Source organism: Corynebacterium kutscheri, assembly GCF_000980835.1.
Classification (GTDB): domain Bacteria; phylum Actinomycetota; class Actinomycetes; order Mycobacteriales; family Mycobacteriaceae; genus Corynebacterium; species Corynebacterium kutscheri.
In genome coordinates, this window is sequence record NZ_CP011312.1 from 2,203,755 (window position 1) to 2,219,044 (window position 15,290).

Sequence of the window (15,290 nt, forward strand, 5' to 3'; positions counted from 1 at the left end):
TCGCACCAAAGTTATAACAGCCCAAAGCTATACCAGACTAAGCCTTGAACTTAACCCATATTTTACTTAGCTGGGAAGAATTCTTCCTGGATTGAGCGCAAGGTATCAGCTGAGTGGGTGAAACGCTCCCGCTCATGATCGGTAAGTTCAAGTTCAACAACGCGCTCGATTCCACCACCATTAATCACAGCTGGGGTACCAATGTAAATGTTTTCCTGGCCATATTGTCCTTCCAACAATGCGGAGCATGGCAAAGCAACATCCTGATTATGCAAAACCGCTTTTGTAATGCGAGCAAGCCCCATGCCGATACCGTAGGAAGTTGATCCCTTGGCCTCAATAATGTTGTAAGCGGCGTCGCGGGTTTCTTCGAAGATCTTCTCTAGTTCTGCTTCCAGGCCTGGGTTCTTCTCCAACTGCTTGCGCATAGACACACCAGCAATGGTCGCTGAGGACAGCACTGGTAGCTCAGTATCGCCGTGCTCACCGATAATATAAGCGTGAATCGAAGATGGATTCACTTGGTAGCGCTCGCCGAGCATATAGCGGAAGCGTGCCGAATCCAAAACGGTGCCGGATCCAATAACACGGTGCCAGTCCAAGCCGGAGTACTGCCATACTGCGTAGGTAAGAATATCTACTGGGTTGGATGCAATAAGGAAAATTCCGTCGAAACCATTAGCCATGACCTCATCGACGATGGATTTCATAATGCCCATATTCTTACCCACCAGTTGCAAGCGCGTCTCGCCTGGCTTCTGAGCAGCACCGGCACAGATCACAACCATCGATGCATCAGCGCAATCGGCATAGCTTCCCTTGGTAACGGTGGTGCGATGTCCGGACCAGACAACACCATGGTTAAGGTCTTTAACGTTGCCTTCTAGCTTCTTTTCATCGATATCAATAATGGCTAGGTGGTCTGCAGTGCCCTGGTTTACCAAAGCATAAGCGTAAGCAACTCCGACGTCACCAGCACCAATAAGGACGACTTTATTTCCGACGTTTTTCTTCATGATTACCTTCCTGCCGACCAGCCCGGCATAACTTGCTATAGCTGCATTTCAATGCCTGCGTCGAGACAATCATGAGTTCTGCACTCGACGCCTTCTCAATCATTATGACCGATTTTGTGTGTTTGCGCCCGTTTGAATCCGAATTGAGATATTTTCCACATAATGTAGCAAAACTAATAATTAGATCTTCATAAAAGTAATGCTCATCTGCCATAGCTGGCGTGAGAAAAATTTTATAAAGTCGGTTTTATAAAGTTGGCTGTGAAAGTCCTATTAAAATCGTCTAATCCCCCTTAATGGCAATACCAACCATATGTAACCCGTATAATAATCGACGGTTACGATTTTCATAGCAAATATCTATCTAAGTGCTCTCTATCACATAGATTAAGCAAGATATCTATGGAAATCCCCCACAATGTGCGTACCCCTCGGGCGCACATTCACTATGTCTACCTACAGCACGGCAACCTTCCATTTGGAAACCAAATTATTAAGCCAGCACTGCACAAGACCACAACTTAGAAAGAAAATTCATGACGCACTTCCCTATCCGTAGAAAAGCAACCCTCAAGGATGTTGCTCATGCTGCTGGTGTATCAATATCTACGGCTTCGCGTGCGCTATCTAATAATCCAATTATCGCCGAGAGTACCCGCAGGCAGGTTCAAGAAGCCGCGGCCAAACTTAAATATCGACCAAATGCGCAGGCTCGTGCACTAAAAAATTCTCGGACCAACACGATCGGAGTAGCCCTACCGAACCTACAAAATCCTTATTTCGGACAGATGGCAACCACTATTCAGAATTTGGGTCGTCAAGCTGGCTTTATCACCATCATCTCGATTACCAACGAAAATCCGAACCAACTCAACGAAGCAATTAATGCATTCATTGCCCAGCAAGTCGACGGAATGATCATTGTTCCACACAATGACAGCCAAGAAGCCTTAACAGCTGTTGTTGAGCAACATATTCCTATTGTTTGTATCGACCGCGAAATCAAAGACAGCACTATCCCAAGTGTCGTCTCAGATTCCACCCCCGCTATAACCGAAGCCGTACATAGGCTTATCGACGCACAATGCACCCCGATTGGTTTTCTTACCGGAGTACAAAACACCTCCACGAGCCAGCAGCGTACCAAGGCATTTCAACATGCCGCCAAAAAAGCCCAGATCAGCGATGATCTTATTATCTACGATATCTTTGATCTTGCTTCCGGCGAGAATGGAGCCGAAGAACTTATTAAAAAAGGCGCTAAAAGCATTATTGCCGGCGATTCTATAAGTACTGCCGGTGCTATTCGCGCTTTTTACCAGCTAGGAATGATCCCAGGTGAAGAAATTGCGCTTGTCGGATTCGATAATTTCCTCATCTTTAGTATTCAACCCAGGCCATTAACCGTTATTAGCCAAGACGTTGAAACTATGTCCAAACAAGCAGTTAAACTCATCATGGAGCTCATTAATGGCTTAGTAATTTCCGAGTCACGAATCTTAACCCCCACCACGCTAGAAATTGGCGAAACAATCCCAGTGCAGGGTTAAAATCTGCGGCCTAGTCAGTACTGCACTACGTAGCCCAACTAACGATGAAAATCGTACTACTTAAAGAGCATGCGAATAATACGCCAATGCAATCAGCAAGAAAAGACTCGCCAATATACCTAAAACCACGAAAGAAACTAATCTCCTCTGCTGCTTGACGCCGGCACATAAGGCAGAAAAACAAAGCCTAGCCCCAAAGAAGCCAGTACCACATTTCCCCATTCACCATCTATGGATTTCACATTCATTCGGTAAAGGATTACAACAGTCCAGGTAACACCAGTAGCAAGCAAAGTCGCACTCGCAGAAATAATCTGAGGTCTACTCAATTGTTCTCGTTTTTGTCTAACCATCAGCTAATACTTCGTTCCAGTAGCACCAATAATTCCCGAGGTTGCAACCGCTGCGACACCAGTCACCATAGTTCCATCGAAATACTTGAATATGTGAGCTTTTCTCATTGTTGAGCCTAAAAAGAAAAAGGGTGTGCCAGCTCTGTGGCCTGAACAGTCATACCCATCAAACCAACTATAACCAACGTCAGGCTTAGTACCGCAAGCAAAAATAAATATTGAAATATTTTCCCCTATCTCAATGAGAGCACCGCGTACTAGCTTCTCAATCAAATATATAGGGAGGTAATTTTGTTGCACTCTCATTTATATGACTTGGCACGTCACCCGATAAACCAGAAAAACACAACAAAGCGAACGAGGATTTTAAACACGTACACAATTTAGTGCTGCCTAAAATGGAGCTACCTGATCGAAATGTCTTTATACTGATTACTAAAGATAAAAAACGTCGAATAGGTGGACTTCGCTCGACGTTCGCTTTCTTCCCATTAAAAAATTAGAAGGAAAGCTCACTAACGGTGATTGCCAAACCAAGTATTAACACACCGGCTAGTTCACTTAACCGGGATAAACTTCAGTACTTACTTTTATTTCTCCACCATAACCTAATAGGCATATACCCCGCATAGCTAACAGAAATAGAACACGAAAGGGCGGAACAAAGTAGATGATTACAGTGATTGGTTCCATTAACGCTGACCTTAAAGCACAGGTTGAACGTCATCCGCACCCCGGCGAAACCCTCTTAGGATCTGGCGGATATATCTCCGCTGGCGGCAAAGGTGCCAACCAGGCTGTCGCTGCCTCGCTACTTGGTGCACAGGTGAGCTTAGTTGGCGCGGTCGGAAATGATGCTTACGTACAACCAGCAACAAAAAACCTTCGGGCAGCTGGCGTTGATCTCAGCCATGTCGTCGAGGTGCAACAACCCACCGGACTAGCCATTATTACCGTCGATAATGCTGGTGAAAACTCGATTATTGTTATTCCTGGGGCAAATTCTACGATGACCGATCAGGCCGTCGCTCAGCATACTGAAGTGATTAAAAACGCCGATATTGTGCTGCTACAAGGTGAAATCCCAGCTTCTGGCTTTGCCGAAGCCATCAAATTAAGCACGCATCGAGTCGTGGTAAACCTAGCCCCGGTTATTGATGTAGATCGCGATGCATTACTGCAGGCTGATCCAATTATCGCTAACGAGCATGAAGCTGGCCTGATACTTAACCAGCTCGGAGTTCATTGCCCATCCGAAAAACCAGAGGACTTATGCACTGCGTTACTTTCTGCTGGTTTTCATTCCGTCGTTCTTACCCTTGGCGCACAAGGAGCAGCTGTTGCCGATAGTCAAGGCTTCCGTTTTATCCCGACCCCGGTAGTTACTGCGGTTGATACCACCGGCGCTGGTGATGCGTTTACTGGGGCTTTCGTCGCAAAGCTCGATGAAGGACTGACTATCGACGAAGCAGCTACCTTTGCCGCTCGAGTGGGTGCTTTTGCCGCTACCGGAGAGGGCGCACAGGATTCTTATCCGCAGGCCACAGACGTCCTTCCCAGCTAATATCAAGCCATAAGCCAGCCGCAAAATATTGCCTGCGGCCGGCTTAGCTATGCAGTAGGTGCACTAATTATTGCGGCAAACCGCAAGCAACTCCGGTGGAGTGATGCGGGCAATAACCACCAGGATTCTTATGTAAATACTGCTGGTGCTCATCCTCGGCAAGATAATACTGTCCGGAAACCGTTTCGCTCAGTGCAGCAACCTCAGTAGTCATGGGACCAAAACCGGCTTCTTGCAACCGGGGTGCATAATGATCGACCACGGCTTGTACCCGGCGCGCATCCTGCTCAGTGGCGGTATAAAATGCGGAACGATATTGAGTGCCCACATCATTTCCTTGTCGGAACCCCTGGGTTGGATCATGTGCTTCCAAGGCCTTAACGACGATTTCCTCTAGGGTAATCACATTTGGATCAAAAACAACTTCCACAACCTCAGTATGGTTCGTGCGTCCCGTACATACTTCCCGGTAGGTAGGATTTTTTGTCACTCCACCGGCGTAACCAACCGAGGTAGACACAACGCCTTTGGTCTCCCAGAACATTTTCTCGGCACCCCAAAAACAACCGATTCCGATATAAACAACCGCCTGTCCTTCTTCCCATGGGCCGGTAATAGGGGTTCCTAACACCATATGCGCGCGTGGGTGCGGTAATACTGGATGATTTCCACCTGCTAGGGCTTTCTCCGGCGCTAATAGTCGCGGTGCTGGGCCGAACATCCATCCCATGAGTTTTCTCCTTATCGCTTGAGGCCACGTTCTTTACCACACGCGTATCACTAACCTTTCGTGCCTATAAAGCAGGTTAGCCACGATAGCGTATGTTTTTATCAACCGCTGCGGTAATGGGTTATTCCCACAACGTTCTTATTTTCAAAAAATTTTTAACCAGGGTGTTTTAAAAAACAGCAGTACAGTGACCTATCCAGGGGTAAATTAATAAGATTAAAACATACAAATGTTGCCAAATTTATAGTTTGTCCTATCATAGAGGTGTCGTATTTAACATATAGACTCGCCCTTAGAACGTGGATTATGGCGCATAAAGCACATACCAGTCCGCAACCGCCACCACTTCTCATGCAGCCTAACGACACCCATACACTAGCCAGCATGATTAACTGGGCATACCGACAACGAGAGGAATGCACATGACTAAGTACGAACTGCCAGAGTTGGACTATGCATATGATGCACTGGAACCACATATCGCAGCTGAGATCATGGAACTCCACCACTCAAAGCACCACCAGAATTATGTCAATGGTGCTAACGCAACCCTAGAGAAACTACGCGCTGCTCGGGAAAACGGTGAAATCGCATCCGTCGTTACCGCTTTATCTAAAGATCTAGCCTTTAACCTAGGTGGACACGCAAACCACTCGATTTTCTGGAAGAACCTTTCCCCACAGGGCGGCGGTGAGCCAACCGGCGCACTTGCCGAGGCAATCACCCGTGATTTTGGCTCTTTTGCGCAGTTCAAGGATCACTTCTGCGCTGCCGCTCTTGGCCTGCAAGGCTCTGGTTGGGCAGTACTTGGCTATGACAACATAGGCAAGACTCTAGTAATCCAGCAGCTTACCGATCAGCAGGGCAATGTTGCGACACATATCGTCCCACTGCTCATGCTTGATATGTGGGAGCATGCCTTCTACCTTCAGTACAAGAATGTCAAGGCTGATTATGTTGAAGCCGTCTGGAATGTCTTCAACTGGGATGATGTGGCCGCACGCTACGAAGCTGCCACCAAGTAATCCTTGTAATCCTTTTGCTTCACTTCCCCCGCTTAACCATGGCGGGGGAAATTTTTATATTTAGCGTCTCTATATTTTTATCGCGTTCTTAGCGGCGTCGAAAAACATACTCACGCATACTGCGTGAAAAACTCCACGATACTAGCGCTAAAACAAAGCGAACATTATCGTATAAAAGCATGACTCCCAGCACTTTCGATGCCCAAGACACCAGCGCTCGCCCAACTCGCCTTCAACGTCATGCGTGGCATCGTAAAGCCTCAAAACCGGTCACCTATTGGATGATGACCTTAGTTTTAGTTAGCCTTTTCCATTGGCGACTACCCGATTATCGGTGGATACTCATCCATATTTTCACCCTTGGCATTCTCACAAACTCGATTATGCTGTGGAGCCAACATTTCACCGAGAAGTTTCTTCATGCCCCGCTCGCTGAACATACCCGCATCTGGCAGCTGCGTCGCTTCTGGATTCTTAATTTCGGCATCATTGCTGTCATTACTGGTCAAGCGCTCAAAGAAATAGTTACCTGGCATTGGTGGATCACCTGCACCGGTGCTTTTATTGTGGGCGCCTCACTTACTTTCCATGCCTATTATGTTGCCCGCCAATTACTGCAAGCCAAACGCGGACAACGCTATGAAGCAAGTGTGCTGGCCTATGTGTGCAGTGCAGCGTGTCTTCCCATCGGCGCGCTAGGCGGTGGACTCATGTCCGCAGAACTTTCTTCACCGTGGCAAGAACGCGTACTTTTAGCGCACCTAATTCTTAATATTGGCGGTTTCGTTGGGTTAGCTTCCATGGGTACGCTTATGTTACTTTTCCCGGCAATCTGGCGTACCCAAGCAAAAATCGAGCACAATTCCATAGTTCTCGCACTGATGATGCTAGGGCTTATCATCGCTACCAGCGGTGCGCTTATCGACGAACCTACCTTGCTCGCTGCCGGAATTTTCTTATACATCGCCGGAATTATTGACGCCACATATAACTGGTATCGCTGCGTTATCACTGTACTGAGCAACCCACGCGACCGGATCACCTTTGCCGCTGTTTCAGTAGCAATGGCACCGCTATGGCTCATTGGAGCACTAGGCACCCTAGGGGTTCGAGCACTCCAGACGGACACAATTATTGATATCACTCTTCCCACCATGGCACTGCTAATCGGTTTTGCCGGACAATTACTCATCGGGGTCATGAGCTATCTTTTGCCTTCCAATATTGGTGGCGGACCACAGGCAGTGCGTACCGGAATGCTGATCTATGACACCGCTGGGCTTTTCCGATCAACCATGCTCAACGTGGGATTATGCATCTGGCTTTATACCGAGCATTCTCTGTTGCGCATCGTTACTTCTCTATTATGTTTAGGTTCGCTAGCGATATTCCTAGTGCTTACCCCAATTGCCGTGCGCAACCAACTAGGTGTTATTCGTCGTCAACACGAAGCACGCCCAGTACCAGATAAACCAAAGTGGAATCAGATCAACGCAGCCATTGCTATCCTCGCGTTTATTATCGCTTGTGCCGGCGGTCTTCATCATAACTCTCGTGCTTCATCGCCAGCTCTTCCTACCGCCGCAGCAGATAAAATTACCACCTTGGAAATCACCGCTCAGGGTACGCATTTTCTTCCCGACGAAGTCCAAGTACCCCAAGGTAATGAACTCCATGTGGTCTTGATTAATGATGATACAAAAGCCCACGATATTCGCTTTGAAAATAGTGTTCAATCCGGCCGGGTACTGCCTGGAAAGCGCGTGAAAATCAATGCTGGAATTATCGAAAATGACCAACTCGCCTGGTGCACCATTGCCGGACACCGAGCACAGGGAATGGAGATGAAAATTATCGCTACTAACGCAGCAGAAATCACCACAGCTAACCCAACACCTACAGCTACCACGGCAGAAACCACCTCAGCAACACCTACCACTTCACCGGCTATACCGAGTGAAACAATCGTTATAACTTTGCCGACCCCGGCGCCCCGGCGCTAAGCTTCGGGTCATACTGGTCTAGTGCGCCCCATCTTCGTGATAGTCAGCACGTCCGCCGCCTCATTGACCAGCACGGTAACAATCGGACACCCCATGGCACTTTAGTGAAAATGCACCATGAACTAACCCACGTTAGCTCGGTTAGACGAAAGGTCAGTCGGATGAACACTAGCGTTCATCCGGCTAAAACGACTTCAAGATGCCAGCGCGCTCAAAAAATTGAGTGCGCAAAATCAGCATTTCCCTATCCCAAAACAGCTCCTGCACTACGCACTCTCCAAGGCGCTAACGCGCCCCGGCGGACGGCTCCGAGCGGGATGCGTTAGCGCTCTTTTCCCCTCCGGCACTTGCCCGCTTCGACTTCACCGTCGAGGCTTCGTCTCGCACAACACGAGTGAGCAAACGCGTCGACCATATGCCTTGTCGCTGTGTACGGGGCGGCCGGGTTCGTTCTATCTCCGGAGGCTTTCCACAGCTGGGTGTGCAAGGTGCAGGCGCTCGGTATGTTCAAAATTGATACGAACCGAGTCAGATGTTCCTGGGGCTCTAGGGGCCCCTAGAAAAACTCCACCCTTGACAGTGCACACTCACACTTCTATTATGAGGCGCACGCTACTCCTAGTAGCCCTGACACCACCGCATCCTCCAGGATGGATCGAGCAATCGATCGGGATATGCAAGCCCCAAAGCAACGACAGGAGCAACTACCATGCATCTCAGATTGCACAAAGCTTTTCTTTCCTCAATTCTGGCAGTAGCACTTCCACTGTCCATGATTCCGGCTCCACATGCACAGGCATCTCCAAATTTCCCAATCTTGTCGCAAGAGATAAGTAAAGCAGCAACCGACCCTGCTGACTGTGTAAACCTACCTAATAATGAACCAGTTACTGTTCCATATGCAGCAGTGGCTGCTGCGGAAGAGCTCATCGCCAATGGGGTCATTGATGATGACATCGTTTCTGCACTTAACGACACTGACCCGAACGTTACTGTTGTTGGACCACAGCCTCGAGCGTTGCCCGCAGTTGCGGCACTTGCTGTTGCAGGAGTCGCATGGTGCGCCAAAGGGGCATTATCAAGTCTCGTCCCTTCAGCGTTGCAGGAAATGGTACATCAGGCTAATTCGAATATTCCGCCGCCTGATTGGGTCATGAGCGCCATCTTCGGCTGTGCCGGAGGCCCAATATTAGGAGCACTCACCAGCCAAGCGGTGCGAGTAAAGTTCGCAGGTGCCGTCCTTGCCACCATTATTAAGCTGAGGAATTTTGGGTAGTCTCTGGTTTCCGATCTTCATAATGGTGTGTGCCACCCTCCTATGCGCTACCGCCATGCTGGCCGCGCATAACACCAGAATAAATCACCCTTTGGTCAAAGATCAATCTGCAGCCGCAGTGTGGTGGTTCTTTTTTGCAACTCTTTTCTACGCAGTTGCCTGCGTTTTGCTAATGCTGTCGCTGCCACAAGCAACAGCAATCGGCTGCGGCTTCATCGGTCTAATCACTTGCGCTGCCGGGTACATATCCGCAGGTGGAGGGAAGTAGCAACCAAAATGCAATTGAGAACCGCAGAAGAATCAAAGGAAACCGTCGAAAAAACTATCTCTAACGTTTGTGCTTCTCTTAACGCTCGTTGCGTTGACTGCCGCCAAGTTGTCCACGTCCAACCTTGTGTTGGAACGTGGGCTTCGCCATGTCTGCCAACGCGACAACGTCCGAAAAAAACGGATTGCTAGGTCGCATCTGCATACCCAGCTCAATCGCATGCCTGACCGCCGGCACAATTCCATGCGCATCCTGTGTCGTGTGTAGGGGCGATGGCAAGTCGAGAATTTTCCGGTTTTGAGGAAAGCAGCAATTCGGAGGAGCACCCAGGAGCCGTAGGAGTGATTTGGAAGGCATAAGCCGTAGGGTGGGATGAAGGCCAGAGCCTAAGCGACCGTTATCGGCATGCTCGTAGGCATCGATAATCGCCACATCGGTCAAGCGTTGGCCTTGACTACACAAGCGGTGCTTCGTCTTCAAAGCATGGCGGAAGGCTGTTTCCTCACATGCCGCGGTACCCTGGAACGACTATACCGAGTGAAACAATCGTTATAACTTTGCCGACCCCGGCGCCCCGGCGCTAAGCCACTCGCGCACTGCTCGGGTAGCACGGCAATCATCACCGTTATAACTTAAAAGCCGATGGCGCACGTGCTCGTCACCGGCTCGCGCTTGCATAAACAGGTTGACCGATTCCTCACCATCGACATCTTGTTCTTCCCAACAAAAACCCGCTTCCGGGGCAACGACTTTCAAACCCAACCCACCAGGGCCGACAAGGCTTCGCTTCACCAGTGCAAACACATCAATCCACGAATCAGATTGGATAAAATCTCGCACTTCTTGTTCACTTGGCACCCCGGGATATTGGCTAAATCTGCGAGCACTAAAGCTAAGCCAGTGGTTTTCCCCATGCGCAGAATAGCAAAATACACCTACCGTTTTTCCATTGGCACTAGCTTGACGACGCTGTGTGCTCAGCCAATCCCAGAAACGCGCAAAATTCTTTGCCTCTTCTTCTTGCCCTAGGCCATGCCAAATTACAAAATTTCGGTATTCATCACCATCAAAGGTTCCCCATAAATAGGCACCTTGATCGAGATATGCTTCCACGTCAATGTCTATTTCTACGTCGAAACGCGGGATATCGTGCCTGGAAAAATCAGGTTGACGCAGTACCGCGATATCATCGCGCCATGCTTGGGCTAGCACGCTTGCGGTGCCTAGTTGAGCGTCGATAAGCCCCTGTACCGTATTAATTCCTTGATCCCGATACGTGTTTGCTCGATCACCAGAAAGATATAGCGAAAGGTCATCACGAGCTACTAGTTCGTCATGGCAATACTGCCAAAACTTACAGCCCCCGCATTCTTTAACCCGGCGCGCCTGGGTAGGAATTGGCTGGTTTAACGCCTGGTCTAGCCCATGTTGGAGTAAATCTGTATTCAGAATAAAAACCCGATGGTGATCCTGTCCGATCACCCCACCACGCTGTGCTGAGAGCCCAACCTCTGCTAAAGCACGCGCAGCTAGCGCCAAAGTATAGGAATCATGTGCATGACTTTTGATCTCATAAGCAACCTTATGCTGTATCCCCAAACCCAACCGGGTGGTAGGAATCATCGCAATTTCTTTGCGTGACGACGGCCTAGCAATACGGTGGTTACTGACAATAACTGGCATATAGTTGCCATCGCCGCGCCGAACCAGGGCGGCGACTCTAAATCGAAAATCAGCGACCTCTAGCATCGGATTAGTAATAAGCGTTGCCCCGGAAGCGAGTGCTTCCCAGGTTTCAAAAACTGCTGCTTCCGCATCTGCTACGCGATGAGCAAGATCCCCCGTAGTATCAACACCAATATCAATTCGAGAAAAGCGTACGGTATCACCGCGACTAGCTCGGGTGGGAAGCAACGAAAAAACCTCGTCTTGTGCTTCGGCAAGCCGAATACTTCGCGCTAGCGCCGAGGAGGTGGGAGCAATATCTCCCCATCGTTGTCGTTGTACCATCCGGTAGCGACAACCTACCAGATCTTTTGGCGACAATTTCATCTCGGTTTCCACAATGCTCTAAGCCTATTACGATTTTGCAGGTAGTGTGGAATCTGTGCCTCACCTAGACGCACAGAGAATAAAAAGCGCTGCATAATCGTCGGCGACAAGAGAAAGGATCAATCGTGGGACTGCTGAAAAAGCTGCGCAAAGCACGACGTCAAAAGAAAATCGATGTAAAAGCCGCCCAGGCTCGTGCCCGCCAAGAAGTTAAAACCGCTGCCAAACTTGAACTCAAGCGGGACAAGCTTTTAGCTCAGCAGGAAAACCGATTGTATAAGTCGCAGGCAAAGGCGGCCAAGCGCCAGCATAAGTACAACGTTAAAGAAGCTAAAGAAATGCAAAAGCAACTGCGTGCCGGTCGCTTTAATGCTTCCACGATACTTCGCTATGCAACTGCGCTGCGTACAATTGCTCCATTTTTATTACCGGTTATCTATCGCCTGATTACCGCTGGACGGGAACAGGTCAGTGCTCAGCGTGCTCGTAAGCTAGGTATTTCTACCGATCAGCTAGCGCAGTTTTCTGGCCATGGTGGCCCATTAAAGGCACGTATTTCTGGTATTCGCAGTTCGGTGGCGGCCTCCTCTCTTCCGGTAGGTTTTAAGCGCGATGTTGAAGAAAGACTAACGGAGTTGGTTATTGCCGTCGATAATTCCGAGTATATGACTAATGATCAACGAACTCGTGCCCATCGCAGCATTACTAAAGATCTCGATCAAATCACCCAGCAAATTCAAGAAAAGCTGGCTTAATTAAATAAAACCCCAGTTCAACAGTGTTGTAATGAACTGGGGTTTTGCTGTATCACGGATAGGGTTTTAAAGAACGCCTTGTTCCCGAGCTGCTGCTACCGCCGAGGTACGAGAACGCACCCCTAATTTGTCATAGATATGCACCAAGTGGCTTTTTACGGTTGCTTCACTAAGCAGCAAAATCTGACCGATATCTCTATTGGAAGAACCTGAGGCAACAAGTTTCAAAACTTCTAGCTCCCGTGGGGTAAGCGAGGTACGTGGTGTGCGTACCCGGGTCATAAGGCGGTTAGCAACTGTGGGAGATAGCGTGGAATCTCCTTCTGCTGCTGATCGTACTGCCGCTAATAGTTCTTCTGGAGGAGCATCTTTTAGTAGATAACCCAGTGCACCAGCCTCAATAGCACCCAAAATATCGGCATCGGTATCGTAATTGGTTACCACCAATACATGCGGTGGTTTCTCCATAGTGCGTTTAATTTCCTGGGTGGCATCTGCGCCGGTGGCTAATCGGGTACCTTCTACTCCAGCGCCAAAGCGCAGATCCATAAGGATGACATCAATGCCACCTGCACGCGCTGCGGCAATGGCTGCTTCGGCAGTGGCCACCTCACCGATTACTTCGATATCGTCAGCGCTTTCGAGAACCGCGCGCAGACCCAGCCGAACAATTTCGTGGTCGTCGGCAAGCAAAACTCGGATCATTCATGAACCTTTCGAAGAATATCGGACAAAGAAATAAAGACCTTTGTTTCTCTCTAACTCTTTATAACTTAGTATCCCCTTGTTTGGAAGAGGAATCCAGTAGTGGCGGCGTATCAACCACAGGCGTCTCGACTACATCAGCAGAACTAATTGGCAGTGCCACGCTCACCGCTGTGCCGCCTCCAGGAGTTGATTCCACCTCCAAGGTACCGCCTTGTTCCTCGGCACGCTGGCGCATAGCAGAAATACCGATATGTCCCAAGCCTGCTGGACGATCCTTAATCGTATTCGGATCAAAGCCTTGCCCATTATCCACCACATCTAACCGCACCTCATTATCGGAATAGCTCAAGGTCACATGGCATAAGGTGGCATTGGCATGCTTTGCGACGTTACCCATCGCTCCCTGTGCAATACGCAAGAGTGCGGCCTCAGTACGCATCGGTAATTGATGTTCCTCACCATCAACTTCGATGCTAAAGTCCGGACCAACCATATGCGTAGCAACCCGCTCTAGCGCACCTTCCAAGTTAGTTTTTGCCAATGCTGCTGGTTGTAGGGCGGCAATCATAGCGCGCGCCTCGCTTAAATTATCAGCGGCAGTGCGCCGAGCAAGTTCAATGCGCGAAATTGGCACATTTTTTGCGCTCTCTTCAGCATCTAGGGCAGCAATATCAGTCTCAGCTACCCGCAATAGCATCTGAATGCTGGATAGTCCCTGGGCAACCGTATCGTGAATTTCGTGGGCAATGCGCTGTCTTTCGGCAGCGATGCCAGCAGCGCGTTCAGTTTCAGCTAATTGGTTTCTGGTTTCTAGTAGTTCGGTAATAAGTGCTTCACGCTGGCGGGCACCTTTCCACAATGCTAAAAACGCAAGATGAATACCAATACTGACTAAAGCAGATACCACCGGTCCCATCACCGCGCCAATGGTCAGATGGTTCCAATTGGCAAAAATTGCAATAGCGGTAGCACCACATACTGCTATCATGCCCCGGTAATCTGGAAGTACTCGCAGGTAAAGAAAAAATAGTGGGAAAACAAGGTAAACACTCACCGGCATAATGGGCAGCATGAGTGACCACACCACGGTTAATGCAATAAGGAGGCATACCCGCATCCAAAGACTATCGCTACTACGTACCACAGAGGCGGCGTAAAGCGCACCAAAAGCAGCGGCAACGCATACTGCCATAACTGCAGTCGCTCGCGGAAAACCTACAATTGTTCCCAAGGTGACAATGAGCAGCACCGCGGTTAATAAGTTCATAGCAATGCGAAAACTTGCTGCCCCTGGTTGAGAATCATAAGTATCTACATCGCCGGCCCTCATCTGAAGGTCAATCTGGGAAAACTCACGATCTCGTTCTAGGCTACTACTCATGCGTCGTACATTACCGTCTCTTCTCGGTGTCAGCCTTATCGTTAGCTTGCTTAGTGCCTGTAGTACTAGCCCAACTACAACCGATGCCAGTGGCATGTCCGAACAGGCCGCCCAGGTTTCGGAAAGCGCTGCTCTAGAGGTTCATGATCACAATCTTCCCGTCGATACTTTCCCTGATACTGGCGATAGAAATGCTTGGCAAGAATGCCCCTATCTAGATACTGCGTGGGTTTCTGATACCAATGGTCAGCGCACTCTGGGCCAAACTATCGACGATCGCTTCGATACTCCGGCATGTACTTTCTGGTCTTATCCAGAAGAACCGCACGTAAAAGTGTTGGTGCGCCATATGAATACTGTTGCAGAAGCCATTGCAGTTGTCGATTGGGCGGCACCGGTTAATACAACAGAACCCGCCGACCAACCAGCTGGTTGGTCAGGCGGGCGCATTGGCAATGAGCAGGGCGCTATCTATGCAGTGCAAAAAGATACTATTGCCGTGGTGGTGTGGAGTAATCAGCAGCAAAGTTTAAAAACACAGCTTATTGCAGAGGAAGTTATTTCTCGACTCGGCTACTAGTTGGCTGCACACCCCTTCACTACACACCT

Annotated in this window: 15 protein-coding genes and 1 pseudogene; 7 read left to right on the forward strand and 9 right to left on the reverse strand. The window is 49.1% G+C overall.

Annotation, left to right across the window (positions count from 1 at the left end):
* Nucleotides 1-62: 62 nt before the first annotated feature.
* Nucleotides 63-1,016, reverse strand: coding sequence for an L-lactate dehydrogenase (locus UL82_RS09865; RefSeq protein WP_046440766.1), 954 nt, complete (start codon nucleotides 1,014-1,016; stop codon nucleotides 63-65).
* A complete protein-coding gene (locus UL82_RS11565; protein WP_269078400.1) occupies nucleotides 994-1,119 on the reverse strand; it encodes a hypothetical protein in 126 nt (41 codons plus the stop codon). Before UL82_RS11565 ends, UL82_RS09865 begins: the two co-directional genes overlap by 23 nt.
* Before the next feature lie 433 nt (nucleotides 1,120-1,552).
* Here UL82_RS11565 and UL82_RS09870 point away from each other — a divergent pair, with 433 nt between their 5' ends.
* Complete coding sequence (locus UL82_RS09870) at nucleotides 1,553-2,566, forward strand: LacI family DNA-binding transcriptional regulator (protein ID WP_046440768.1); 1,014 nt, start codon at nucleotides 1,553-1,555, stop codon at nucleotides 2,564-2,566.
* 137 nt (nucleotides 2,567-2,703) lie between these two features.
* Here UL82_RS09870 and UL82_RS10980 read toward each other — a convergent pair whose 3' ends face one another.
* The gene (locus tag UL82_RS10980) at nucleotides 2,704-2,919 is read right to left on the reverse strand and encodes a hypothetical protein (protein ID WP_236685498.1); all 216 of its coding nucleotides are present in this window, start codon (nucleotides 2,917-2,919) and stop codon (nucleotides 2,704-2,706) included.
* A gap of 3 nt (nucleotides 2,920-2,922) precedes the next feature.
* Entirely contained in the window at nucleotides 2,923-3,225 is a 303-nt protein-coding gene (locus tag UL82_RS09875) for a hypothetical protein (protein WP_046440770.1), read from the reverse strand.
* Nucleotides 3,226-3,589: 364 nt separating this feature from the next.
* Between UL82_RS09875 and UL82_RS09880 the strand changes: the two genes are divergently transcribed.
* On the forward strand, nucleotides 3,590-4,483 hold the full coding sequence (locus UL82_RS09880) for a ribokinase (RefSeq protein WP_046440772.1): 894 nt from the start codon (nucleotides 3,590-3,592) through the stop codon (nucleotides 4,481-4,483).
* A gap of 67 nt (nucleotides 4,484-4,550) precedes the next feature.
* On the opposite strand, the gene msrA is transcribed toward UL82_RS09880, so the two are convergent.
* The gene (gene msrA, locus UL82_RS09885; protein WP_046440774.1) at nucleotides 4,551-5,213 is read right to left on the reverse strand and encodes a peptide-methionine (S)-S-oxide reductase MsrA; all 663 of its coding nucleotides are present in this window, start codon (nucleotides 5,211-5,213) and stop codon (nucleotides 4,551-4,553) included.
* A gap of 422 nt (nucleotides 5,214-5,635) precedes the next feature.
* Between msrA and UL82_RS09890 the strand changes: the two genes are divergently transcribed.
* The 3 genes from UL82_RS09890 (at nucleotide 5,636) to UL82_RS09900 (ending at nucleotide 9,517) form a co-directional block, all read left to right on the forward strand.
* Nucleotides 5,636-6,238 (forward strand): superoxide dismutase, encoded by a 603-nt coding sequence (locus UL82_RS09890; RefSeq protein ID WP_046440776.1) that lies wholly within the window; start codon nucleotides 5,636-5,638, stop codon nucleotides 6,236-6,238.
* A gap of 179 nt (nucleotides 6,239-6,417) precedes the next feature.
* On the forward strand, nucleotides 6,418-8,241 hold the full coding sequence (locus tag UL82_RS09895; RefSeq protein WP_052735962.1) for a cupredoxin domain-containing protein: 1,824 nt from the start codon (nucleotides 6,418-6,420) through the stop codon (nucleotides 8,239-8,241).
* A gap of 709 nt (nucleotides 8,242-8,950) precedes the next feature.
* On the forward strand, nucleotides 8,951-9,517 hold the full coding sequence (locus UL82_RS09900; RefSeq protein WP_046440778.1) for a hypothetical protein: 567 nt from the start codon (nucleotides 8,951-8,953) through the stop codon (nucleotides 9,515-9,517).
* Between the two features lie 664 nt (nucleotides 9,518-10,181).
* Here UL82_RS09900 and UL82_RS11505 read toward each other — a convergent pair.
* Together UL82_RS11505 and UL82_RS09915 are read right to left on the reverse strand one after the other, a co-directional pair.
* Nucleotides 10,182-10,307 (reverse strand): annotated as a pseudogene (locus UL82_RS11505) (replication initiation protein); the annotation flags it as partial.
* 27 nt (nucleotides 10,308-10,334) lie between these two features.
* Nucleotides 10,335-11,849, reverse strand: a complete 1,515-nt coding sequence (locus UL82_RS09915; RefSeq protein ID WP_046440784.1) for a TM0106 family RecB-like putative nuclease — start codon at nucleotides 11,847-11,849, stop codon at nucleotides 10,335-10,337.
* Nucleotides 11,850-11,962: 113 nt separating this feature from the next.
* Here UL82_RS09915 and UL82_RS09920 point away from each other — a divergent pair, with 113 nt between their 5' ends.
* Complete coding sequence (locus tag UL82_RS09920) at nucleotides 11,963-12,592, forward strand: DUF6474 family protein (RefSeq protein WP_046440786.1); 630 nt, start codon at nucleotides 11,963-11,965, stop codon at nucleotides 12,590-12,592.
* Between the two features lie 66 nt (nucleotides 12,593-12,658).
* On the opposite strand, the gene UL82_RS09925 is transcribed toward UL82_RS09920, so the two are convergent.
* Both UL82_RS09925 and UL82_RS09930 read right to left on the reverse strand, forming a co-directional pair.
* Entirely contained in the window at nucleotides 12,659-13,297 is a 639-nt protein-coding gene (locus tag UL82_RS09925) for a LuxR C-terminal-related transcriptional regulator (protein WP_046440788.1), read from the reverse strand.
* 61 nt (nucleotides 13,298-13,358) lie between these two features.
* Nucleotides 13,359-14,681: a sensor histidine kinase gene (locus UL82_RS09930; protein WP_126316548.1), complete on the reverse strand. Its 1,323-nt coding sequence runs from the start codon at nucleotides 14,679-14,681 to the stop codon at nucleotides 13,359-13,361.
* On the opposite strand from UL82_RS09930, the gene UL82_RS09935 reads away from it, so the two are divergent.
* Nucleotides 14,680-15,261, forward strand: a complete 582-nt coding sequence (locus tag UL82_RS09935; protein WP_046440790.1) for a DUF2020 domain-containing protein — start codon at nucleotides 14,680-14,682, stop codon at nucleotides 15,259-15,261. The genes UL82_RS09930 and UL82_RS09935 overlap by 2 nt on opposite strands.
* The last annotated feature ends 29 nt before the right edge of the window (nucleotides 15,262-15,290 follow it).